The sequence below is a fragment of the Microbispora sp. NPDC049125 genome (genome assembly GCF_040802045.1).
Classification (GTDB): Bacteria; Actinomycetota; Actinomycetes; order Streptosporangiales; family Streptosporangiaceae; genus Microbispora.
The window spans coordinates 66,343-88,871 of sequence record NZ_JBEZDW010000011.1; the positions used below are offsets into that span (position 1 = coordinate 66,343).

17 protein-coding genes are annotated in these 22,529 nt (G+C 71.1%); 8 read left to right on the forward strand and 9 right to left on the reverse strand.

Annotation, left to right across the window (positions count from 1 at the left end; all coding sequences use genetic code 11):
* Window positions 1-39 precede the first annotated feature (39 nt).
* Window positions 40-978 (reverse strand): NADP-dependent oxidoreductase, encoded by a 939-nt coding sequence (locus tag AB0B72_RS15440; protein ID WP_367739388.1) that lies wholly within the window; start codon window positions 976-978, stop codon window positions 40-42.
* A 103-nt stretch (window positions 979-1,081) separates the two neighbouring features.
* Between AB0B72_RS15440 and AB0B72_RS15445 the strand changes: the two genes are divergently transcribed.
* Complete coding sequence (locus AB0B72_RS15445) at window positions 1,082-1,735, forward strand: TetR/AcrR family transcriptional regulator (RefSeq protein ID WP_367739389.1); 654 nt, start codon at window positions 1,082-1,084, stop codon at window positions 1,733-1,735.
* Between the two features lie 249 nt (window positions 1,736-1,984).
* Here the strand turns inward: AB0B72_RS15445 and AB0B72_RS15450 are convergent, their stop codons facing one another.
* The 6 genes from AB0B72_RS15450 to AB0B72_RS15475 are packed head-to-tail and all read right to left on the reverse strand — an operon-like array spanning window position 1,985 to window position 7,566.
* Window positions 1,985-2,434, reverse strand: coding sequence for a carboxymuconolactone decarboxylase family protein (locus AB0B72_RS15450; protein WP_367739390.1), 450 nt, complete (start codon window positions 2,432-2,434; stop codon window positions 1,985-1,987).
* A gap of 22 nt (window positions 2,435-2,456) precedes the next feature.
* A complete protein-coding gene (gene sigJ, locus AB0B72_RS15455; protein ID WP_367739391.1) occupies window positions 2,457-3,407 on the reverse strand; it encodes an RNA polymerase sigma factor SigJ in 951 nt (316 codons plus the stop codon).
* Window positions 3,408-3,440: 33 nt separating this feature from the next.
* Complete coding sequence (locus AB0B72_RS15460; RefSeq protein WP_367739392.1) at window positions 3,441-4,442, reverse strand: LacI family DNA-binding transcriptional regulator; 1,002 nt, start codon at window positions 4,440-4,442, stop codon at window positions 3,441-3,443.
* A 15-nt stretch (window positions 4,443-4,457) separates the two neighbouring features.
* Complete coding sequence (locus AB0B72_RS15465) at window positions 4,458-5,327, reverse strand: carbohydrate ABC transporter permease (RefSeq protein ID WP_367739393.1); 870 nt, start codon at window positions 5,325-5,327, stop codon at window positions 4,458-4,460.
* On the reverse strand, window positions 5,327-6,241 hold the full coding sequence (locus AB0B72_RS15470; protein ID WP_367739394.1) for a carbohydrate ABC transporter permease: 915 nt from the start codon (window positions 6,239-6,241) through the stop codon (window positions 5,327-5,329). The genes AB0B72_RS15465 and AB0B72_RS15470 overlap by 1 nt, the downstream gene beginning before the upstream one ends.
* A complete protein-coding gene (locus AB0B72_RS15475) occupies window positions 6,238-7,566 on the reverse strand; it encodes an ABC transporter substrate-binding protein (protein ID WP_367739395.1) in 1,329 nt (442 codons plus the stop codon). Before AB0B72_RS15475 ends, AB0B72_RS15470 begins: the two co-directional genes overlap by 4 nt.
* Window positions 7,567-7,768: 202 nt before the next feature.
* On the opposite strand from AB0B72_RS15475, the gene AB0B72_RS15480 reads away from it, so the two are divergent.
* Together AB0B72_RS15480 and AB0B72_RS15485 are read left to right on the forward strand one after the other, a co-directional pair.
* Complete coding sequence (locus AB0B72_RS15480; protein ID WP_367739396.1) at window positions 7,769-9,769, forward strand: beta-galactosidase; 2,001 nt, start codon at window positions 7,769-7,771, stop codon at window positions 9,767-9,769.
* Window positions 9,770-9,842: 73 nt separating this feature from the next.
* Window positions 9,843-11,369: a glycosyl hydrolase 53 family protein gene (locus AB0B72_RS15485; protein WP_367739397.1), complete on the forward strand. Its 1,527-nt coding sequence runs from the start codon at window positions 9,843-9,845 to the stop codon at window positions 11,367-11,369.
* A gap of 82 nt (window positions 11,370-11,451) precedes the next feature.
* Here the strand turns inward: AB0B72_RS15485 and AB0B72_RS15490 are convergent, their stop codons facing one another.
* Window positions 11,452-11,673: a hypothetical protein gene (locus AB0B72_RS15490; RefSeq protein ID WP_367739398.1), complete on the reverse strand. Its 222-nt coding sequence runs from the start codon at window positions 11,671-11,673 to the stop codon at window positions 11,452-11,454.
* Between the two features lie 200 nt (window positions 11,674-11,873).
* Here AB0B72_RS15490 and AB0B72_RS15495 point away from each other — a divergent pair, with 200 nt between their 5' ends.
* From AB0B72_RS15495 to AB0B72_RS15515, 5 genes are all read left to right on the forward strand, one after another.
* On the forward strand, window positions 11,874-14,156 hold the full coding sequence (locus AB0B72_RS15495; RefSeq protein WP_367739399.1) for a TIM-barrel domain-containing protein: 2,283 nt from the start codon (window positions 11,874-11,876) through the stop codon (window positions 14,154-14,156).
* Between the two features lie 21 nt (window positions 14,157-14,177).
* Window positions 14,178-15,500, forward strand: a complete 1,323-nt coding sequence (locus AB0B72_RS15500) for an ABC transporter substrate-binding protein (RefSeq protein ID WP_367739400.1) — start codon at window positions 14,178-14,180, stop codon at window positions 15,498-15,500.
* A gap of 85 nt (window positions 15,501-15,585) precedes the next feature.
* The gene (locus AB0B72_RS15505) at window positions 15,586-16,467 is read left to right on the forward strand and encodes a carbohydrate ABC transporter permease (RefSeq protein ID WP_367739401.1); all 882 of its coding nucleotides are present in this window, start codon (window positions 15,586-15,588) and stop codon (window positions 16,465-16,467) included.
* Window positions 16,464-17,360 (forward strand): carbohydrate ABC transporter permease, encoded by an 897-nt coding sequence (locus tag AB0B72_RS15510; RefSeq protein ID WP_367739402.1) that lies wholly within the window; start codon window positions 16,464-16,466, stop codon window positions 17,358-17,360. The genes AB0B72_RS15505 and AB0B72_RS15510 overlap by 4 nt, the downstream gene beginning before the upstream one ends.
* Window positions 17,361-17,437: 77 nt before the next feature.
* A complete protein-coding gene (locus AB0B72_RS15515) occupies window positions 17,438-20,374 on the forward strand; it encodes a glycoside hydrolase family 3 C-terminal domain-containing protein (protein ID WP_367739403.1) in 2,937 nt (978 codons plus the stop codon).
* A gap of 63 nt (window positions 20,375-20,437) precedes the next feature.
* On the opposite strand, the gene AB0B72_RS15520 is transcribed toward AB0B72_RS15515, so the two are convergent.
* A complete protein-coding gene (locus AB0B72_RS15520) occupies window positions 20,438-22,522 on the reverse strand; it encodes a protein kinase (RefSeq protein ID WP_367739404.1) in 2,085 nt (694 codons plus the stop codon).
* Window positions 22,523-22,529: the final 7 nt, after the last annotated feature.

Here is a 22,529-nt window from a genome sequence, read left to right on the forward strand (position 1 = left end):
CACAGTGTGATCGCCGCGCCGCCGCGACGCTAGTGCTGTTCAGCCCATATCGGTCAGGTCGAGGACGACCTTTCCCCGCCGGGGCGGTCGTGCGGCTGTCTCATGTGCCTGTGCCGCCTGATGGGCCGGGAAGGTGTCCCGGACCGGAACGCGGAAGCGGCCCTGGCCGGCGAGCGCCGCGGCTGACGCGAGTCCGTGGACGCCGTCGGGCTGGCCGCCGAAGCGGCCCAGGGACAGCCGTACGCCGAGAGCCGGGGCCCCGAAGTCGGCCAGGGTGACGACGCTGTCCGCGGTGCCGGTCAGTTCGATCAGTTCGCTCAGCGCCCCGGCTCCCGCGACGTCGAGTGCCCGGCCGACCGGAGCGGTGGCCAGCTCCCGGACCCGGGCGGGCAGGCCACGACCGTAGTCCACGGGTCGCGCCCCCAGTTCCTTGAGGAACCCGTGGCTCTCCGGGCGTGCGGTGCCGATGACACGGGCGCCGCGCGCCGCCGCGAGCTGCACCGCGATGCTGCCGACGCCGCCGGCCGCACCGTCGATCAGCAGTGTCGTGTCGCCGCGTACGCCGAGCAGGTCGAGGGCGCGGGTGGCGGTCTCGACGCCGGTGCCGGCCGCGCCGGCCTGCGCCCAGGTCATGCTGTGCGGCTTGTGCGCCCAGAAGTCCAGGACCGCGTACTGCGCGCTCGCACCGCCCAGCCTCGTCACGTCGACCGCGCCGAAGACCTCGTCGCCGACGGCGTAGCCTGTGACCTCGGCGCCGATCTCATCGATCACTCCGGCGGCGTCGACGCCGGGAACGTGCGGCAGGGCGAGGGCCTTGCTCGCGGGGGACAGGCCTTCGCGCAGTCCGAGGTCGACGGGGGAGACCGCCGCCGTCCTGACGGCGATGCGGACTTGGCGGGGGCCGGGATGCGGCTCGGGCGCCGTGCCCACGGTCAGGACCTGTGGTGGCCCGAACTGGTCGAACAGCACAGCAAGCATGATCACCTCTCCCGTCCGGAGCCTCCGGACGCTTCGATGAGGTGAACATCGTTCCGGAGCGGATGTTCCAATAAAGGAGGAAGTGAGAGGGGCGCGGGGAAAAGTGACTCGGAAAGCCAGGGCCGACGCTGTGGGCAACCGTCAGCACATCGTGGGGACCGCCCGCGAGGCGTTCGCCGCGGAGGGCGTGGACCTTCCCATGCGGGAGATCGCCCGGCGCGCCGGTCTGGGCATCGCGACGCTGTACCGGCACTTTCCCACCCGTACGGACCTGATCAGGGCGGCCCTCGCGGATCATGTGGCAGCCTGCCGGGCTGACATGCGGGCCGCGCAGGCCGAGCCTGATGCCTGGATCGCGCTCAGCGGCGCCATCCGCCGGTTCGCGGAGCACCAGATCCGTGCTCCCGGTCTCAACGAGGCCCTGCTGGGCTCAGGCGATGCGGGCGCCGCGTTCCGCGACGACCGGCTGGCTCACGCCGCGGCCCTGGAACAACTCGTCGCCCGTGCGCACCAGCAGGGGGTCCTGCGGCACGGAACCTCCGCCGCGGATGTACGCGTCGCCCTGACGGCGATCTCCTCGCTGCGCACGACACAGGCGGAGCGGCGGCCCGCCGCGATCCGCACGCTGCTGGACCTGCTCCTGGCGGGGCTGCACTCAACCGATCAGCGCCCCCTGGGGACCGGCCGCCGCGTGTGGCCAAGCAGGATCAGTCCCGCGGAGCCGAGGGGCGACGCCGGCGTTGAGGACGCGACCTAGTAGGGGAGTATCCGGCCCGAGGGTGAGCGCAGATCGAGGCCGTGGCCGCCGGATGTGCGGCGGGGGGTGCGGGGCCGGGAGATCCTTATCCGTCTCATTGACCCTTCCTCCTTCCGGGACGTGAGCAGACTATGCTCCCCGCCGCTTGAGGTCCTCTTGATTTCCGTTAAACCCTCAGTTGGTGCGCGGGCCCGCGGGCGGCGGCGCCGCCGGGCAGGTTGGTGCGCGGGCCCGTTTGCGGGCGCCGGGTCAGCGGCGCGAGCCGGGGGTCAGCTGGGTGGCCACTCCGATCCGGTTCCAGGCGTTGATGGCCGCGATCGCCATGACGAGCGCCGCGAGCGTCTCCTCGTCGTAGTGCTCGGCGGCCTTCGCCCAGACGTCGTCGGGCACCGGGTCCGGCCGGTCGCTCAGCCGGGTGGCCGCTTCCGTCAGGGCGAGCGCCGCACGCTCCGCCTCCGTGTAGAACGGCGCCTCCCGCCACGCCGCCACGGCGAACAGCCGCTCGTCGGTCTCCCCGGCCTTCTTCGCGTCGCGGCTGTGCATGTCCAGGCAGAACGAGCAGCCGTTGATCTGGCTCGCCCGGATCTTCACCAGCTCCAGCGTCGGCTGCGGCACCCCGCTGTGGCGTACGAAGCGCTCCACTCCCTGGAGGGCCTGGTAGCCCTCGGGGGCCAGCTTCATCATGTCGAGCCTCGTCATCGTCGTTCCCTCTCCTGATCGCTCATCTGGCATGTTCCTGACAGCTCACCTTGGCGAGCTTGTCCGGGTTCACGATCATGTCGATCGCGGTGATCCTGCCGCCGGCCACGGTGAGCCCGATCACGGCCGTCAGGCGGTCGTCACCGCGGTAGCGCAGCAGGCCGGGCCGGCCGTTCACCGTGGCGGGCACCATCCGGGACGTGCCGAAGCGGCGGATGCCCAGGAGCAGCCGGGCGACCTTGAGCGCCCCGTGCACCGGCCGCCTCGCCGCGGTGACCACTCCGCCGCCGTCGCTGCGCATGACGACGTCGGGGTCGAGCAGCGCGAGCAGGGCGCCGAGGTCGTCGCCGACGCTGGCCCGGGCGAACGCGCTGACCACCCGGCGGTGCTCCGCCGGGTCCACGTCGAACCGCGGTGCCCGGGAGGCGAGGTGCGCCCGCGCCCGCGCGGCGAGCTGCCGGCATGCCGCCGGGCTGCGTCCGACCACCTCGCCCACCTGGGTGAACGGCAGGCCGAACACGTCGTGGAGGACGAAGGCCGTCCGTTCGGCGGGGCTCAGCGACTCCATCACGACGAGCATCGCCATGCTCATCGACTCGTCGAGCGTCACCCGGTCGGCCGGGTCGGGCACGGTGAGCGCGGGATCGGCGAGGATGGGCTCGGGCAGCCACGGCCCGACGTACTCCTCCCGGCGGTGCCGGGCCGACCGCAGCACGTCGAGCGCCAGCCGGGAGACCGTCACGACGAGCCACGCCGTCACGTCCCCGATCTTCTCCGGGGCGCCCTCGTCCCCGTCCCCGGCGGTGGCGGCGCGCAGCCGCAGCCACGCGTCCTGGACGACGTCCTCGGCCTCGTCCACGCTGCCGAGCAGCCCGTAGGCCACTCCTATGAGCCGCGGCCGCAAGGCGTGGAACTCGGCCGACAGAGCGCCGGTGCCGTCGTCATGGTCGTTCACATACAGAGGACGGGACACACACTCAGTGTGTGACATCGCCTCCCCGGCGGGTCAGGCGGAGTCGCGCACGATCAGCCGTGTGGGAAGGATCACCGGGTCCACATGAGCGGCGCCGTCGAGCAGCGCGAGCAGGAGCCGTACGGTCTCCTCCGCCACCTGGGCGACGGGCTGGCGGATCGTGGTCAGCGGCGGGTGCGTGGAGGCGGCGACGGACGAGTCGTCGAACCCGCCCACCGCCACGTCGTCGGGCACCCGCCGCCCGGCGATCCGCAGGGTCGCGAGGGCCCCGGCCGCCATGAGGTCGGAGGCCACGAAGACGGCGTCGAGGTCGGGAGTGCGCTCCAGCAGCCGGGCCATCGCGCTCTCGCCGCTGAGCCGCGTCCAGTCGCCGTGCTCGATCAGCCTCTTGGAGGCCCTGCGGCCGAGCACGTCCGCGAAGCCCTCCAGTCGCAGGATGCCCCCCGGGGTGTCCATGGGCCCGGTGATCGTGGCGATCTTCCTGCGGCCCTGATCGACGAGGTGGCGGGCCATCTGCCGGGCCCCCTCGCGGTCGTCGGCGGCGGCGTACGGGATCACGTTTTCGCGGCCGATGACCGCTCCCTGGGCGACGGCGGGGACCTCGGTGTCCACCAGCGTGTCGACCAGGGCGTCCCCGGAGTGGGCGGACACGAGGAACACGCCGTCGGCGTGGCCGCCGCGCACGTACCTGAGCACCCGCTCGCGGTCGCCGTCGTCGGCGGCCAGCATCACCACCAGGGAGATGTCGCGCGCCGCCAGGCGCCGGGTGGCCGCGCGGATCAGCACGCTGTAGTTGGGATCCTCGAACAGCCTCTCGTGGGGCTCGGAGAGCACCATCACGACCGACCCCGTCCGCTGGGTGACCAGGCTGCGGGCGTTGCGGTTGACGATGTACCCGGTCTCCGCGATCGCCCGGCGCACCGCCGCGTGGGCCGCCGGGCTGACGTACCTGTCGTCGTTGAGCACCCGGGAGACCGTCCCCCGCGAGACCCCTGCGGCGGCCGCGACGTCGTGGATGGTCGGACGTTTCCCCATGGTGGCCATTGTCGCCTAGCTCTTCACGGCGCCGTCGGCCAGATCGGTGCGCCAGTACCGCTGCATGGTGAGGAACAGCGCGACGAGCGGGATGATCGAGACGAGCGCGCCCGTGACGATCAGGTTGTAGAGCGACGGCTGGTTGGCCCCCGCCGCCAGCAGCGTGTAGAGCCCCACGGTGAGCGGGAACGTGTGGTCGTCGCCCAGCATGATGAACGGCAGAAGGAAGTTGTTCCAGATCGCCGTGAACTGGAACAGGAAGATCGTCACCATGCCGGGCGTCATCAGCGGCAGGGCGACCCGGCGCAGCAGCAGCCAGTGCCCCGCCCCGTCGATGCGCCCCGCCTCCAGCAGGGAGTCCGGGATCGCCGCACCCGCGTACACCCTGGCCAGGTAGATGCCGTACGGATGGAGGATCTGGGGCAGCAGCACCGACCAGTACGTGCCGGCCAGGCCGGCGGCGCTGAACAGCAGGTACTGCGGGATCGCCAGCACGACGGACGGCACGAGGACGCCGCCGATCAGCACGTTGAAGATCACCGTACGGCCCGGGAAGCGGTACTTGGCGAGAGCGTATCCGGAGACCGCCGAGACGGCGGTGGACAGGAGCGCGCCCCCTCCGGCGTACAGGAGGGTGTTCAGCACCCACACCCAGAACACGCCGTCGCGGTACGCGGCCAGGTCGGCGAGGTTGGACAGCAGCCCGGTGCCCGGCGCGAACGTGGAGGTGGAGAACAGCTCCGCCTTCGACTTGGTCGCCGCCGCCACCACCCACACCACCGGGAGCAGGCAGTAGACGGCCCCCAGCAGCAGGACCGCCGTCGGGACCAGGCCGCGAGGGCGGCGGGAGCGCGCGTAGGCCGCGCGCCGCGTGACGGCGGCCATCAGCCCTCCCTGAAGGCGCGGTCGCGGACCACCCGCAGGAATCCGAACGACAGGGCGAGGGACACCCCCGCGATGAGGACGGACGTGGCGGCGGCCCCGTAGAGGTCGCCCGTGACGAACGCGTCCCGGTACACCTTCATGAGCGGGCTCCACGTGGAGCTGATGGTGTTGGTGAGCGGCCGCAACGCGGTCGGCTCGGTGAAGACCTGGACCGTGGCGATCAGGGAGAAGACCGTCGTCAGGATGATCGCCGGCGTCAGGATGGGGATCTTGATGCGCAGCGCGATCTGGAGCTCGCCCGCCCCGTCGATGCGGGCTGCCTCGTAGTAGGTCCTCGGCACGGCGCGCAGCGCGGTGTAGAGGACCAGCATGTTGAACCCGGTGCCGCCCCACACCGCGATGTTGGCCATGGAGAAGGTCACGAGCCGCGGTCCCAGCAGGGCCAGGTCGATGTTCAGCCCGCGCAGCGGCGTGAGGCTGGGCAGGTAGAGGAAGCCCCACAGCAGCGTCGCGACCACGCCCGGCACCGCGTACGGCAGGAAGATCGCGATCCGCGAGAAGCGGGCGAGCCGCACCTGCGCCGAGTCGAGCGTCAGCGCGAACACCAGCGCGAGACCGAGCATGACGGCGAGGACCAGCGCGCCGTATCCGAGCACGCGGCCGAACCCGGCCCACAGCGCGCCGTCGCGCACGGCGTCGGCATAGTTGGCGAGCCCGGCGAACACCTCGGTCCGTGAGCCGCGGCCCAGCCCGAGCCCGGTGACCTTCGTCCGCCGCAGGCTGAGATAGGCGGTGTAGCCGATCGGCACGGCGGTGAACAGCGCGAACAGCACGAGCGCGGGTGTGAGGAACAGGTAGGCCGCGGCGTCCCGGCCGCGGGGCCGGGCGCCGCGCGCGCGACGCGGACTCGTCATTGGGCGAGCTGGAATCCGGACTTGCGCATGTCCGCGACGGTCGCCTCCTGCATCGCGTGGACGGCGTCGGAGAACGACGACTTGTTCTCGACGGCCTTGTCGAAGGCGTCCTTGAAGGCGTTGTAGGTGACGTTGACGTTCGGGCCGAAGGTGAAGCCCCGTGCGGTCGCGGCGATCTCGGCGGCCGTCTTGTAGAAGTCCGGCTGGCCGGAGAAGTAGGCCGGGGGCTCGGTGAGGGCCTGACCGCCCTTGGCCGAGGCGGGGTAGACGGCTCCCTCCTTCACCAGGAGAGCGAGGGCCTGCGGATCGGTGTTCAGCCAGACGGCGAACCGCGCGGCGGCGGCCTGGTTCGGCGACTTGCTCGCCACGGCCGTGGACGAGCCGCCCCAGAAGCCGCTGTAGCTCTCGCCCGCGCTCCACTGCGGCAGCGGAGCGATGGCCCAGTCGCCCTTGGCCTTGGGCGCGTTGCTCTCCAGCACGCCCGGCCCCCACACAGCGGACGGCCAGGTCAGCAGCCTGCCGTCGTTGAGCGCCTTGTTCCACTCCGGAGTGAAGTACGGCTGGCCGTCGATGACCCCCTCCTTGACGAGGCCGCCCCAGTAGTCGGCGACCTTCCTGGTGGGCTCGTCGTCGACGGCGACCTTCCAGGAGTCGCCGCTGATCGACCACCACTTGGCGCCCGCCTGCTGGGCCAGCCCGGCGAAGGAGCCGGGATCCTTGCTGGAGAACGTCCCGAGGTAGACCTTCGGGTCGGCCTTGTGGACCTTCCTGGCCGCGTCGGCGTACTCGTCCCAGGTCTTCGGCACGCCGATGCCGTACTTGGCGAACAGGTCCTTGCGGTAGTAGAGCATCATCGGCCCGCTGTCCTGCGGGATCGCGTAGACCGCCTCGGTTCCGAGCGTGACGAGCCCCCAGATCCCCGGGCCGAACTCGGCCTTCGCCGCCGACACGTGCGGGGTGAGGTCGGCGACCGCGTCGGCCGCCACGAACGACGGGAGCATCTGGTATTCGGCCTGCACCAGGTCGGGCGGGTTGCCGGCCTTGGCCGCCGTGAGGAACTTGGCGGCGGCGTCGTCGCCCCCGGCCTGCTTGCTCACGTTGACCTTGATGTCCGGATGGGCCTGGTTCCAGACCGAGACGATCTTGTCCATGTTGGGAACCCAGGTCCAGTAGGTCAGCGTGACCGGGCCGGTGGCCGCCGTGCCCGCGGCCGACGCGGCCGGTTTCCCGGAGCCGTCCGATCCGCCCGAGCCGCCGGAGCATCCGGCGGAGAGCGCGGCGGCGAGGACCGCGGCCGCCGCCACTGCGAGCCGATTGATGCGCATACATGCCTCCAAGCGGGTGGGGGAAAGATCGTCCGCATTACTTCTGGGAGCGTTCACAGACTGAAAGGAGGCACACGGGCTGTCAATGCTCGTTACGCGGTTGTTAACGGTCCGACCTGATCTGGGGAGATCGCCACCGGCCTTCCTTCACTTGTCCTGCTGAGTTACTGTGCACGTTCACAGAGCCTTTTGAGGGGGAGCAGTGCCCGGATATCCCGTCCTGCCCGAGGGCATCGCCTACGGCGGCGACTACAACCCCGAGCAGTGGCCGGAGGAGGTGTGGCGGGAGGACGTCCGGCTGATGCGGGAGGCCGGGGTGAACCTGGTCACCGTGGGGGTCTTCAACTGGGGGCTGATCGAGCCTGTTGAGGGGGAGTACGACTTCTCCCGGCTGGACCGGATCCTCGACCTGCTCCACTCGGGCGGCGTGCTGGCCGACCTGGCGACCCCCACCTCGTCGCCGCCGGCGTGGTTCCGGCGGCGCTACCCCGCGAGCCGGCTGGTGGACGGCGAGAACCGGGTCCTCGCGGGCGGGACCCGGCACAGCTTCTGCCCCAGCTCGCCCGACTACGCGGCCGCCGCCGAGCGCGTGGCCGGGGCGCTCGCCTCCCGGTACGCCGGGCACCCCGCGCTGGCGATGTGGCACGTCCACAACGAGTACGGCTGGGCCAACCAGCACTGTTACTGCCCGGTGTCCGCCGAGGCGTTCCGCGCGTGGCTGCGCGACAGGTACGGCGAGGTGGGCGCGCTCAACGCGGCGTGGGGCGCCACGTTCTGGGGGCTCACCTACGGATCGTTCGACGAGGTGGAGCCGCCCACCGTCGCGCCGCCGGGCGCGCTGACCGCCCTGCGGCTGGACTGGACGCGGTTCTCCGTGGACGCGCACATCGCGAACTTCCGCAGGGAACGCGCGGCGATCCGCGGGTTCAGCGACCTGCCGGTCACCACCAACTTCATGATCCCCAACTGCAAGGAGATGGACTACTGGCGCTGGGCGCCCGAGGTCGACGTGGTCGCCAACGACCACTACCTGGACGCGGCCAGGGCGGAGCCGCACATCGAGCTCGCGATGGCGGCCGACCTGACGCGGTCGGTGGCCGGGGGACGGCCGTGGATGCTGATGGAGCACTCCGCGGGCGCGGTCAACTGGCAGCCGCGCAACCTCGCCAAGCGCCCGGGGGAGATGCGCCGCAACAGCCTGGCCCACGTGGCGCGCGGCTCGGACTCCGTCCTGTTCTTCCAGTGGCGCGCCTCCCGCTACGGCGCGGAGAAGTTCCACTCGGCGATGCTCCCGCACGCCGGGACCGACTCGGCGGTCTGGCGCGACGTGGTCGCGCTGGGCGCGGACCTGCGGCGGCTGAGCGGGGTCAGAGGGGCCCGGGTCGAGGCCGAGGTGGCCCTGCTGTGGGACTGGGAGTCCTACTGGGCGCTGGAGCTGGAGTGGCGGCCGTCGGCCGATCTGCGCTTCCGGGAGCGGATCGAGGCGTTCTACGAGGCGCTGTGGCGCGAGCACGTCACCGTCGACTTCGTCCATCCCTCGGCCGACCTGTCGGCGTACCGGCTGGTCGTGGCGCCGAGCTCCTACCTGCTCACCGAGGCGTCGGCGAAGAACCTGCACCGTCACGTGGAGGCGGGAGGCCACCTGCTCGTCTCGTACTTTTCCGGCATCGTCGACGGCGACGACACCATCCACCCCGGTCCGCACCCCGGCGCGCTGCGCGAGGTGCTGGGGCTGTCGGTCGAGGAGTTCCACCCGCTGCCCGAGGGCGGGAGCGTCGGGGTGCTCCCGCCGGGGGCGGCTCCCCGCACCGGCAGGATCTGGTCCGAACGGGTGCGCCTCGGCGCGGCGACCGGCCTGTGGACGTTCGCCGACGGCCCCGACGCCGGGTGGCCGGCCGTGACCAGGAACGATCTCGGCGCAGGGACGGCCTGGTACGTCGCGACCGCCCTCGACCCGGTCGGCGGCGGCGGGGGGCTGCGCCGCCTGCTCGCCGAGGTGCTCGACCACGCCGGGGTGGCGCGGCCGCGCGACCTGCCCGCCACCGTCGAGGTCGTACGGCGGGGCGACTTCGTCTTCCTCGTCAACCACGGGGACGACGCCGTCTCCGTGCCGGGGATCACCGGCACGAGCGTGCTCGACGGCGCCGTGTGCGAGGGGGCGGCGACCGTGGCGGCCGGGGACGTCACGGTGGTACGGGTATAGGCGTCACCGGCCCGGCCGGAGGCGATCGGGGGATCGGGGGTGTCCGCACAACTCCTTCACAGAGTGAGGACCCATGAAGAAAACCCTGGTGGCGCTCTTACTGTGCGCCGCCGCGACGCTCGTCGCCACGCCCGCGCGGGCGGGCGCCACCGTCGTGAACGGCGGCTTCGAGACCGACGCCGGAACCGCCGCACCCACCGGCTGGAGCAGCTCGGGCACGGTGTCCGCCGACTTCACCGAGTCGGGCGGCCACTCCGGCTCCTACCGCCTCAGCCACTGGTCCACCGCCGCGTACCGGGTCGAGACCCGGCAGCGCCTCACCGGCCTCGGCTACGGCGCCTACACCCTGCGCGTCTGGGTTCGCAGCGGCGCCGCCGGCCAGAGCTGGATCGCGCTGCGCGACTGCGGGTCGCCGGACAAGACGACCTACGCGCCCGTGTCGTCGTCCGAATGGCTTCAGGTCGCCGTCACCCAGACCGTGACGAGCGGGGCCTGCACGATCGTCCTCGGCACCTCCGCCGCGGCGGGCGGCTGGGCCAACTTCGACGACGTCGCGTTCGCGCGCGGCTCGTCCGGTCTCGCCGTCAAGGGCGCCGACGTCTCCAGCCTCGCCAAGTCCGAGGCGCGCGGCGGCGTGTACCGCACGTCCTCCGGCGCCACCGGCGACGCCCTGACGATCCTGAAGGGCGGCGGCGTCAACTACGCGCGCCTGAAGGTCTGGGTGAACCCGGCCGACGGCTACAACACCAAGACCCAGGTCCTCGCCATGGCCAGGAGGATCAAGGCCCTCGGGATGGGGCTGCTCGTCGACTTCCACTACTCCGACACCTGGGCCGACCCCGGCAAGCAGTACAAGCCGGCCGCATGGACGGGCTACACCTACGACCGTCTCAAGACCGCGGTCTACGACCACACCTACGACGTGCTCAGCGCGCTCAAGGCGCAGGGCACGACGGCGGACATGGTCCAGGTGGGCAACGAGATCAACGACGGGATGCTCTGGGAGGACGGGCGCAGCTCCGACTTCGGCAAGCTCGCCGGGCTGCTCAACTCGGGGTACGCCGCGGTCAAGGCCGTGTCGTCGTCGACGAAGGTGGTCCTGCACCTGGCCGAGGGAGGGAACAACGCGCTGTTCCGCTGGTGGTTCGACAGCGCGGCGGCCAGGGGAGTGGCCTACGACGTGATCGGCGTGTCGTACTACCCGTACTGGCACGGCACGTTCGGGGCCTTCCAGGCCAACCTGAACGACATCGCGGCCCGGTACGGCAAGCCCGTGCTGGTCGTGGAGACCGCCTATCCGTTCAGCACGGGGAACGAGGACGGGCTGGGGAACATCATCACCTCCGCCGAGCCGGTCGCCGGTTACCCGGCGTCCCCCGCGGGCCAGGCGGCGATGCTGCGCGACGTGATGAGCCTGGTCCAGGCGGTGCGGGACGGCAGGGGGCTCGGCGTCGTCTACTGGGAGCCGACCTGGACGGCGGTCTCCGGCAACGGCTGGGACCCGGCCGATCCCTCCTCGGGGAACGGGTGGGAGAACCAGGCGCTGTTCGACTTCGGGGACCGGGCGCTCCCGGCGCTGGCCGAGTTCGGCCACCAGTGACGCCGGCAGTGACGCCAGTGACGCTGTGATCTCGCGCGGGTGATCCCCGCACACGGCTCCCGTGGGTCCCGGGAGCCGTGCCTCACGCCTCGGGGACGGCCTCCCACTCGTGGCAGGGGCTCAGCGCGTGGTGGTGGTAGATCACGCCGACGGCCGGCCGGGTCCAACCGGCGCTCACGGGGTCGTGGGCGAGGTCGAGCTCGGCCGCGGTGACGGGCTGGCCGCCGGGGCCGCAGACGCAGCTGGGCGTGCCCTCGTGGCCGATGACGTCGTCGAGCGGCATCACGTGCACGAACCGTTCCATGCGACCTCTCCCTCAGGGGACCGGAGAATTGCCGTCACATTACCCTAAACGGGCATAAATCGGAATATAAAGCTTAAAGATGCACTAATAGATCACCCGCGCTATAACGTGATGTGATCGCCGCACTCTGACCGTTGACCTTTGTTGGGATGGACGGCAAACTAACTCCACAATCTTCGGATGAGCCATGGAGTGCCTCGATGCCGTACCGTCCTCCCCTGATCGCGCGTGAGTTCTTCGTCGCGGACCCCCCCGAGCTCCCTGTGCGGGCGCACGGTGAGGAGGGGCTGTCGGCGGTGCGGCGCGCGGAAGTGGTGGACTCCGGTGACCATGGCGTCACGCTCAAGGGCTCCACCTCGACGGAGGAGACGCTGATCGTGCAGGTCACGGTCGCGGGGGAGGGCGTGATCCGGGTCCGGCTCGGGCAGGACCGCGAGGCGCGCACCCGCTCCGCCCGGGCCATCACGATGGTCACCCCGGGCCGGTACGGCGGGGCCGCGGTGGAGGCCGGCGAGGGCCGGGTCGTCGTGGACGCCGGGTCGGTGCGGGCGGAGGTGCGGCTCGACCCGTGGAACATCCGGTTCACCGACCGGTCGGGGCGCACGCTGGTGGAGCAGGACGCGGGGCGGCCGGACATCAGCGGGCGGGTGCGCACCCTGCCGTTCGGCCGGTCGGCCGTCGACGGCGTGCCCGTCGCCTACCACGAGACGTTCGTGGCCCCCGCGGACGAGGCGTTCGGCGGGTTCGGCGAGTCGTTCACCCCGCTGGACAAGCGGGGCCAGCGCCCGCTGATGTGGAACTTCGACGCGTTCGGCGCCGAGTCGCAGCGCGCGTACAAGAACGTGCCGTTCTACCTGTCGAGCAGGGGTTACGGAATCCTGGTCGACAGCGGCGCACCGGTCGAGTTCGACATGTGCCAGTCGACCCACAGCACCGTGCAGATCATCGTGCCGGACGACCTCATCGACTACTACGTGATCGGCGGGCCCGCCCCCGCCGACGTGCTCGGCCGGTTCGACGCGCTGACCGGCAAGCCGGTGCTGCCGCCCAAGTGGGCGTTCGGCACCTGGATCTCCTCCGGCTTCTTCCGCGACAGCCAGGAGCGGGTGCTGGAGCGGGCCCGCAGGATCAGGGACGCCGGCATCCCCTGCGACGTGCTCCACCTGGACACCTACTGGCAGACCGAGACCCACTGGTCGGACCTGCGGTGGGACCCGGAGGCGTTCCCCGACCCGGCCGGGATGCTGGCGACGCTGAAGGAGCAGGGATTCAAGGTCTGCCTCTGGATGAACCCGTACGTCTCCCACCTCAGCCCCGCCTTCCCCGGCGCGGCGGAGAAGGGCTACTTCCTGCGCAGGCCGGACGGCGACGTCTACGTGGCCGACTCCTGGCACGGCTCCCACCCGGCGTGCGGCATCGTCGACTTCACCAACCCCGAGGCGGTGGAGTGGTTCAAGGGCCTGCTGCGCGACCGCCTGCGCGAGGGCGTCGCCGTGTTCAAGACCGACTTCGCCGAGGGCGTCCCGGCCGACGCCGTCGCGTACAACGGCATGACCGGCACGGACCTGCACAACGTCTACACGCTGCTGTTCAACGACGCCGTCGCGGAGGTCACCCGGGAGATCGCGGGGCACGGCATGGTGTGGGCCCGCTCGTCCTTCCTCGGCGGCCAGCGCCATCCGGCCCAGTGGAGCGGCGACGTCGACGCGGTCTACCCCTCGATGGGCAGCACGATCCGGGGCGGCCTGTCGCACGGGCTGTCCGGCATCCCGTTCTGGAGCCACGACGCGGGCGGCTTCACCGGCACGCCGGCGCCGGACCTGTACGTCCGGTGGGCGCAGTTCGGCGCGCTTTCGCCCCTCGTGCGGTTCCACGGCACCACGAGCAGGGAGCCCTGGCAGTTCCCGGCCGACGCCGAACGCGGGGCGATCGAGGCCATCCGCCTCCGCTACCGGCTCATGCCGTACATCTACTCGGCCGCCGTGACGGCGGCGGAGACGGGCGCGCCGATGATGCGCGCCCTGTGCGTGGACTACCCGGACGACCCGGTGGCGTGGCAGGCGGACCTGGAGTACCTTCTCGGGACCGACCTGCTCGTCGCCCCCATGACCTCGGCCGACGGTGTACGGAAGGTCTACCTGCCCTCGGGGGTGTGGGTCGACTACTGGACCGGCGAGGCGGTCGACGGCGGCCGGTACATCACGGTGTCCCCGCCGATCGACCGGATCCCCCTGTTCGCCCGGCACGGCGCGCTGATCCCCGTGACCGAGCCCGGCGACACGGTCGCCGACGACCCGGTCGTCACGCTGCTCGCCTTCGGCGTCCCCGAAGGCGAGTGCCGTACGACCATCAGGGACCTGGACGGGGACACGACGGTCACGGCGGTGCGGGACGGCGACCGGGTCGTCGTCACCGCCGAGGGCCCCAAGCGGATCGCGGGCGTCGAGTTCGTGGGGCCCGGCGCCCCGGTCGTCATCAACTAGTCAACCCCCTGGAGAAAGACCATGGTCAAGGTAGGCAGGAGCGCGGCGGTGGCGGCAGTGGCCGCCATGGCGCTGGCGCTCGCCGCGTGCGGCTCGTCCACGGACAAGCCCAGCGCGGGCGGCTCGGGCGGCTCGGCTGAGAGCAGGACCCTCACGCTGTGGCACTACGAGGGCGCGGACAGCGCGATGGGCAAGGCCTGGGCGGAGGCGATCAAGGAGTTCGAGGCGAGCCACCCCGGCGTCAAGGTGAAGTTCGAGGAGAAGGGCTTCGAGCAGATCCAGAAGACGGCCGGCATGGTCCTCAACTCCGACCAGGCGCCCGACATCATGGAGTACAACAAGGGCAACGCCACGGCGGGCCTGCTCTCCAAGCAGGGGCTGCTCAGCGACCTGAGCGAGGAGGCCGCCAAGCGCGGCTGGGACAAGGCGCTCAGCCCGTCGCTGCAGACCACCGCCAAGTACGACGAGCGGGGCATCATGGGCTCCGGCAAGTGGTACGGCGTGCCCAACTACGGCGAGTACGTGATGGTGTACTACAACAAGGACGCCTTCAAGAAGGCGGGGATCGAGATCCCCACGACCTTCGAGGAGTTCACCGCCGCGCTCGACAAGTTCGCCAAGGAGGACGTCACCCCCATCGACACCGGAGGCGCGGAGTACCCGGCGCAGCAGATCTTCTACATGCTCGCGCTGAGCAAGGCCCAGCGCGCCTGGGTCGACACCTTCCAGCTCTACAAGGGCAAGACGGACTTCCACGGCCCCGAGTTCACGTACGCGGCCCAGACGTTCGCCGACTGGGTGAAGAAGGGCTACATCAGCAAGGACGCGGCCGGGATCAAGGCCGAGGACATGGGCGTGTCGTTCATCGGCGGCAAGTTCCCGATCATGATCTCCGGCAGCTGGTGGTACGGCAGGTTCCAGGAGCAGATCAAGGACTTCGACTGGACCTCGTCGCTGTTCCCGGGCAACAAGATGGCCCCCGGATCCAGCGGCAACCTGTGGGTCGTGCCGGAGAAGTCGAAGAACAAGGACCTGGCGTACGACTTCATCGACATCACGATGAGCAAGAAGATCCAGAACCTGCTCGGCAACTCGGGCGGCGTGCCCGTCGCCGCCGACGCGGCGGCCATCAGCGACCCGAAGAGCAAGGAGCTGATCGAGAACTTCAACACCCTGTCGTCGCAGGACGGCCTGGCCTTCTACCCCGACTGGCCGGCACCCGGCTACTACGACGTCATGGTCTCCGGCGTCCAGGAGCTGATCAACGGCAGCAAGACGCCCGACCAGGTGCTCGACGAGCTCGCCGGGCCGTACAACGACAACCTGGCCGACATCGGCAACTGACCTCACTCAGGCGGCACAACCCTCCCGGCGGCGGACGCGGCGCGATCGGCGTCCCGCCGCCGGGCATAGCGCGAAAGGTCTGCTCATGGCGCCAATCCAGGCGCGCCCGCGAGGGAGGGGCGGCTACTGGCTCTACCTGATCCCGAGCCTGGTGCTGTTCCTCGCGGTCATCGTCGTGCCGTTCCTGATGAACGTCGCGACGAGCTTCACCCGCTGGTCCGGGGTCGGCACCCCGACCTGGATCGGGTTCGCCAACTACACGAAGCTGTTCAAGGACGCGCGGTTCTGGACGTCGTTCGAGCACAACGTCGCGCTGATCGTCGCGATGGCCGTCGTGCCGACGATCCTCGGGCTCGTGCTCGCCGCCGCGCTGTTCGACTACATCGGCAAGCGGTTCGGCTTCCGCACGGCCGCGGCGCTGCGCGCGGCGTACTACCTGCCGCAGATCCTCCCGGTCGCCGTCGCCGGCGTCGTGTGGGGCTGGATGCTGAACCCGTCGTACGGCGCGGTGAACCAGATCTTCGGGCTGAAGGTCAACTGGCTGGGCGACCCCGACTACGCCCTGGCCACCGTCATGGCGATCATGGTGTGGTTCCAGCTCGGCTACCCGGTCGTCATCTTCATGGCCGGGCTCCAGCGGGTGGACCCCGCGCTCTACGAGGCCGCCGAGATCGACGGCGCCTCCTGGTGGCGGCGGTTCTGGCACATCACGATCTCCCAGATCCGCCCCGAGATCTTCGTCGTGCTGCTGACCTGCACGATCGCGGCGCTGAAGGTCTTCGGGCCGATCTTCGTGCTGACCAGGGGAGGGCCGGGCGGCGCCACGATGGTGCCCTCGTACTTCTCGTATCTGAACTTCTTCGAGAAGGTCAACGTGGGATACGGCTCGGCGATCGCCACCGTCCTCGCCCTGATCATCGTCGTGGTGACCTTCCTCTTCCTGCGCGTCCAGGAGCGTGAGTCGTGACCTCGGAACGCCTTCGCGCGCCGGCCGTGCCCGCTCGCGCCGTCCGCGCTCCCGTCGTGCGCGGCCCCTCCGGCCGCGGCCCCGGACGGTGGGCGGTGCTCGCCGCGCTGGCCGTGCTCGCGGTCGTGATGCTGTTCCCCTTCCTGATCGTCACGCTCAACGCGTTCAAGTCGCCGGCCGAGTACTCCTCCGGCGGCCCGCTGAGCCTGCCCAAGGGCCTCTACCTCCAAGGGCTGATCGACTTCTGGAACCGGGTCGACTTCGGCGAGAAGCTCTGGAACAGCTTCGTCATCAGCGCCTCGGTCGCCGTGGGTGCCGTGGTGCTGTCCGTGCTCAACGCGTACGCGCTGGGGATCGGCAGGGTCAGGGGCCGGCTCTGGATCCTGGTGCTCTTCCTGGTGGCCAACACCCTTCCGCAGGAGGCCCTGGCCTACCCGCTCTACTTCCTGTCCAAGCAGGCCGGCCTGTACGACTCCAAGATCGCCGTCATCCTGATCTTCACGGTCATCCAGGCGGCGTTCGGGACGTACCTGCTCTCGGCGGTGCTCGGGCAGTTCCCCCACGAGATCCTGGAGGCGGCGGCGATCGACGGCGCGGGCAGGTGGCGGGCGCTGTGGCGGATCGTCGTGCCGATCAGCCGGCCGACCCTGTCCGTGCTGCTCATCTTCTTCTTCATCTGGACCTGGAACGAGTTCTTCCTGCCGCTGATCTTCCTGATCTCCAACGACAACCAGACCGTGCCGGTCGCCCTCGGCGTCCTGCAGGGGGAGAAGATGATGGACGCGACCATGTCGAGCGCCTCCGCGCTGCTGGGCATCGTGCCGGCCGTCGCCTTCTTCCTGATCTTCCAGCGCACCCTCACCCGAGGCGTCACGGTGGGCGCCATCAAGTAACCCAGCGAGTAACCCGGCAAGTCAAAGGGCCCGCCGAGCAGTTCACCCCGCGCGTCACTACCTGACCTGGAGGCGCAATGTCCCTTCGCCGACCCCTGTCGGCGGCGGCCGTCCTGGCTCTCGCCCTGAGCTTAGGAACGGCACCCGCGCGAGCGGCGGAAGACTTCCCCTTCCGAAATCCCGCCCTGCCGCTCTCCCAGCGGATCGACGACCTCCTCGGCCGGCTCACGCTGGACGAGAAGGTCTCGATGCTCCACCAGTACCAGCCGCCGATCGACCGTCTCGGCATCAAGCTGTTCAAGACCGGCACCGAGGCCCTGCACGGCGTCGCCTGGTCCACCGACTACGCCAACAACGGCGCGGTCGTCACTGCCAAGGGCACGGTCTTCCCCCAGGCGGTCGGCCTCGCCAGCACCTGGGACACCGGCCTGATCAAGCGGGTCGGCGCGGCCGTCGGCGACGAGGCCCGCGGGTTCAACGCGCAGAACCCGGTGGTGTGGGGGCTCAACCTCTGGGCGCCCGTCGTCAACCTGCTGCGCGACCCCCGGTGGGGGCGCAACGAGGAGGGTTACTCGGAGGACCCGTCCCTCACCGGCGCCATCTCGACGGCGTACGGCTCGGGCATCGAGGGCGACGACCCCGACCACCTCAGGGCCGCCCCGACCCTCAAGCACTACCTGGCCAACAACAACGAGGTCCACCGCGACACCACCTCCTCGGAGCTGCCGCCGCGGGTGAAGCACGAGTACGACGAGGCGGCGTTCAAGCCCGCTATCGCGGCCGACGCGGCGACCGGCGTGATGGCGTCCTACAACCTCGTCAACGGCCGGCCGAACACGGTGAGCCCCGACCTGAACGAGGTCGTGCGGTCCTGGACGAAGCGGGACCTGATGAACGTCAGCGACGCCTGGGCGCCCAACAACCTCACCGCCTCGGAGCACTACTACGACACCCAGCCCGAGGCCGACGCCGCGGTGATCAAGGCGGGGATCGACAGCTTCACCGTCGACGACACCAACGGCGCGCCGACCGTGACGGCCGTGAAGGCGGCGCTGTCGCAGGGCCTGCTGAAGGAGTCGGACGTCGACAACGCCGTCCGGCACATCCTCAGCGTCAGGTTCCGGCTCGGCGAGTTCGACCCCGACGGCGGGCCGTACAGCAAGATCACCCCGGCGGTGGTCGACAGCCCCGAGCACCGCGAGCTCAACCGGGAGACCGCGGGCAAGGCGGCCGTGCTGCTGAAGAACGACAAGGGCGCGCTGCCCCTGAGCCCCGGCAAGAAGGTCGCCGTGGTGGGCCCGCTCTCCGACGTCCTCTACACGGACTGGTATTCGGGCGCCCCGACGTACAAGATGACGCCCCTCGACGGGATCAAGGAGCGCGCGGCGTCGGTCACCTCGTCCGAGGGCGCCGACCGCATCGCGCTCAAGGACGTCGCCACCGGCAGGTACCTCACCGCCCCCACGACCGCGGCCGGGGGCGACCTCACCGCCGGCCCGGCCACCCTGGGCGACACCGAGAAGTTCGACGTGTTCGACTGGGGCCAGGGCGTGGTGACGCTGCGCTCCGTGGCCAACGGCAGGTACGTCAGCCGCGCCAACTGGTCGACGCTCGCCAACAGCGCCGAGCAGCCGGCCGGCTGGTTCGTCCAGGAGCAGTTCAAGCTGGAGCGGCAGTCCGACGGCTCCTACCTGCTCCACTACGCCGGGTACGAGACCGCCTACGACTGGTTCGGCCCCAACGCGTACGTCAAGGTCAACGCCGACAGCACGCTCACCCTCAGCACGGCCGCCGACGCCACGCACTTCGCCAAGGAGACCGTCAGCACCGGCTTAGACGACGCCGTCGCCAAGGCCAAGGCGGCCGACGTCGCCGTCGTGGTGGTCGGCAGCATGCCGTTCATCAACGGCCGGGAGGACCACGACCGGACCGACATGAACCTGGCCGAGGGCCAGGAGGCCCTGGTCAAGGCCGTGCGGGCGGCCAACCCCCACACGGTCGTGGTGCTGGAGAACAGCTACCCGACGACGATCAACTGGGAGCAGAAGAACGTCCCCGCGATCCTGTGGACCACCCACGCCGGCGCGGAGACCGGCCACGGCGTCGCCGACGTGCTCTACGGCGACGTCAACCCCGCCGGGCGGCTGACCCAGACGTGGTACAGGTCGGCGTCCGACCTGCCGGACATCCTCGACTACGACATCGTCAAGAAGGACCGGACGTACCTGTACTTCAAGGGCTCGCCGCTCTACCCCTTCGGCCACGGGCTGTCCTACACCACGTTCGGCTACCAGGGGCTCAAGGCCGTCCAGAAGGGCGACGGGGTCCAGGTGTCGGTGAAGGTCACCAACACCGGGTCCAAGGCCGGTGACGAGGTCGTCCAGCTCTACACCCACCAGCACAAGTCGCGGGTGAAGCAGCCGGTCAAGCAGCTGCGCGGGTTCCAGCGCGTGCCGCTCGCCCCCGGCCAGACGAAGACCGTCACGTTCGACGTGAAGAAGTCCGACCTCGCGCTATGGGACGTCACCCGGAACAGGTGGGCCGTGGAGTCGTCCACCCACGACGTCCTGGTCGGGTCGTCGTCCGGGGCCATCCGGCAGCGGACCACGGTCAAGGTCGACGGTGAGACGATCCCGCATCGCGACCTGTCGAAGACCACCCGGGCCATCGACTTCGACGACTACTCGGGTGTCCACCTGGTCGACGAGACCAAGGCCCGCGGCGACGCCGTCGCCGGCACGGCGGGCGCCTGGATCGCGTTCAAGGACGTCGCCCTCGGCTCGCCCAGGAAGGTCACGGCCGGGGTCGCCGCCACGGCCGGCGGCTCGGTCGAGCTGCGGCTCGGCTCGCCGACCGGCACGCTGATCTCCACCGTTCCCGTCGCCGCCACCGGCGGGATCTACAACTGGGCCACCGCCACCGCCGCCGTCACCGGGGCGAACGGGGTCAAGGACCTGTACGTCGTCTTCAAGGGCGACCTGAGGATCAAGGACATCACCCTCACCACCGGGTGACGTCCTCCGCCCCATGAAGGGGCGGCCGGTCCCGGCGGGCGCGCGATCCGCGTCCGCCGGGGCTCACGCCGCCTTGCGGGTGATGTGCAGCAGCCACCAGGTGTCGTCGCCGCCCTGGAACTCGCCGAAGAGCCGGGCCGCCTTGCCGTTCAGGTCCACGATCCTGGCCTGCCAGGGGGACCGGGTGCCGTCGAAGACGATCAGATGGTCCTCGTTGTACCACTCCCACAGGCCGCCTTTGTCCGGAAGTCCGAACCGGTGCCGGCGCTTCCCCGTCGCCGCGTCGGTCACGCACACCGCCTTGGCCTTCTGCGGGCACTGGGCGGCGAGCAGCCGGCCCGAGGGGGAGAACCCGGCCATCATGTTGTCCCGCCACCTCAGCCCTGGGATGGTGCGCACCGGCGTGCCGTCGAGGGCGTAGACGGAGATCCCGTTCCTCGGGTTCGCGAGCGGGCCGTTCCCGCGCACGACCGACGCGCCGTCGGGCGCCCAGCCGTACTCCGTGGCCCCCGCCCGGGGGTCGTCGATCCGGGTCAGCCGCGCCGTCCTCGACGCGGGGTCCACGACCACGAAACCGACGGCCTCGCGGTCGTCGTCCTTGCCCGTGGACACCGTGAGAAGAAGCCGCCGCCCGTCCCGCGACCACTGCGGGGAGCCCACCAGCAGCGGTCGTTCCACGGTCGGCACCGCGTACCGCTCCCCGGTGCGCCGGTCGGTGAAGAAGACGTCGTCGGCGTGATCGGGGATGTTGTCCGGCGACACGTAGACGGCGGCGACCATCCCTCCACCGGGCGAGACCACGGGGTCGAGGAACTCGGTGAGCCGTTCCACGCCCCCCTCCGGCCTGCGCAGATAGGCGGGGGAGGACATCCGGCTCTCCTTGACGAGGAACGAGGTGACGGCGACCGGATCGCCCGGCGCCTCGTACAGGGTCGCCTTCAGCTCGGGCACGGCGACGCGGGCCGCCGCTGCGGGCGGCGGGCCGCTGAGCACGGGCGCGACGGCCGGCGCGGCCGATGTGCCCGGCCCCGGCGTCCGCGGCCCGCGGGTGATCACGTACGCGGACACGCCCGCGCTGAGCAGCACGCCCGCCGTCGCGACGGCGATGCCCCTGCGTACGCCGGGCCGGATGCGGCCCACCGGCCCGGGCGGCGACACGGGGCTGGGCGCGGGGTCGTGAGGAGGCACGGAGCCGTGAGGCGCGGGGGCGTGACGAGGCGCGGTGGCGGCGACGTGGGCGGGGGCGGTGATCGTGCCGGGGGACGCCGCCGCCGATCCCCGGCTGAGCAGCCCGGACGGATCGGTGCCCTCGCGTGCGGCGGCGGGTGCCACGGGGTGGCCGAGCAGGCGGAGCAGCACGGCGCTCGCCGCCGGCCGCGCCGCCGGGTCCTTCGCCAGGCATTCGGCTGCGATCTCCCGCAGGTCGCCGTCGAGCTCGCCCAGGTCGGGATCCCCGGTGAGCAGGCGGCGTAGCACCGCGGGGAGGGCGTCGTCCCCGAACGGCGCACGCCCGGACGAGGCGAAGACGATCACCCCGGCCCAGGCGAACATGTCGGCGGCGGGGGTGGGGCGCTCGCCGTGCAGGATCTCGGGCGCCATGTACGCCGGGGTGCCGAGCACGCCCTCCTCGGTGATCTCCGGTCCGTGCGCGGCGTCGGGCGTGACGGCACGCGCGATGCCGAAGTCGATGACGCGGGGCCCGTCCCGGCCCAGCAGGACGTTTGCCGGCTTGAAGTCCCGGTGCACCACCCCGGCGCGGTGGATGGCGGCCAGCGCGGTGACCGTCCCGACCGCCACCCGCCGCAGCTCCCGGCCGCCGAGCGGCCGGCGGTCCCGCACCGCCTGCTGCAGCGTCGGGCCCTCGACGAACTCGCTGACGATGTATGGCACGCCGTCGGCGGAGCCGACCTCCAGCACCTGGGCCGTGCAGAACGACGCCACCCCGGGGAGCACCTCGGCCTCGCGGCGGAACCGGGCGTCGGCCTCCGGGTCGCCGGTGGTGTGCAGCACCTTGACGGCCACCCGGCGGCCGTCGCCCTCCTCGGCGAGGTAGACCACGCCCTGGCCGCCCGCGCCGAGACGGCCGACGATCCGCCGTCCGCCGATCCGGCCCGGGTCGCCGGGGCGCAGGACGAGGGTGTCAGGCATGCCGCCC

Excerpts from the sequence above, each read along its gene's own strand:
- AB0B72_RS15450 (WP_367739390.1), bottom strand. The coding sequence starts at position 2,434 with ATGACGAGGCTCGACATGATGAAGCTGGCCCCCGAGGGCTACCAGGCC.
- AB0B72_RS15500 (WP_367739400.1), top strand. The coding sequence starts at position 14,178 with ATGGTCAAGGTAGGCAGGAGCGCGGCGGTGGCGGCAGTGGCCGCCATG.
- AB0B72_RS15495 (WP_367739399.1), top strand. The coding sequence starts at position 11,874 with ATGCCGTACCGTCCTCCCCTGATCGCGCGTGAGTTCTTCGTCGCGGAC.
- AB0B72_RS15515 (WP_367739403.1), top strand. The coding sequence starts at position 17,438 with ATGTCCCTTCGCCGACCCCTGTCGGCGGCGGCCGTCCTGGCTCTCGCC.
- AB0B72_RS15470 (WP_367739394.1), bottom strand. The coding sequence starts at position 6,241 with ATGACGAGTCCGCGTCGCGCGCGCGGCGCCCGGCCCCGCGGCCGGGAC.
- AB0B72_RS15490 (WP_367739398.1), bottom strand. The coding sequence starts at position 11,673 with ATGGAACGGTTCGTGCACGTGATGCCGCTCGACGACGTCATCGGCCAC.
- AB0B72_RS15505 (WP_367739401.1), top strand. The coding sequence starts at position 15,586 with ATGGCGCCAATCCAGGCGCGCCCGCGAGGGAGGGGCGGCTACTGGCTC.
- AB0B72_RS15465 (WP_367739393.1), bottom strand. The coding sequence starts at position 5,327 with ATGGCCGCCGTCACGCGGCGCGCGGCCTACGCGCGCTCCCGCCGCCCT.
- AB0B72_RS15520 (WP_367739404.1), bottom strand. The coding sequence starts at position 22,522 with ATGCCTGACACCCTCGTCCTGCGCCCCGGCGACCCGGGCCGGATCGGC.
- AB0B72_RS15475 (WP_367739395.1), bottom strand. The coding sequence starts at position 7,566 with ATGCGCATCAATCGGCTCGCAGTGGCGGCGGCCGCGGTCCTCGCCGCC.
- AB0B72_RS15460 (WP_367739392.1), bottom strand. The coding sequence starts at position 4,442 with ATGGGGAAACGTCCGACCATCCACGACGTCGCGGCCGCCGCAGGGGTC.
- AB0B72_RS15485 (WP_367739397.1), top strand. The coding sequence starts at position 9,843 with ATGAAGAAAACCCTGGTGGCGCTCTTACTGTGCGCCGCCGCGACGCTC.
- AB0B72_RS15440 (WP_367739388.1), bottom strand. The coding sequence starts at position 978 with ATGCTTGCTGTGCTGTTCGACCAGTTCGGGCCACCACAGGTCCTGACC.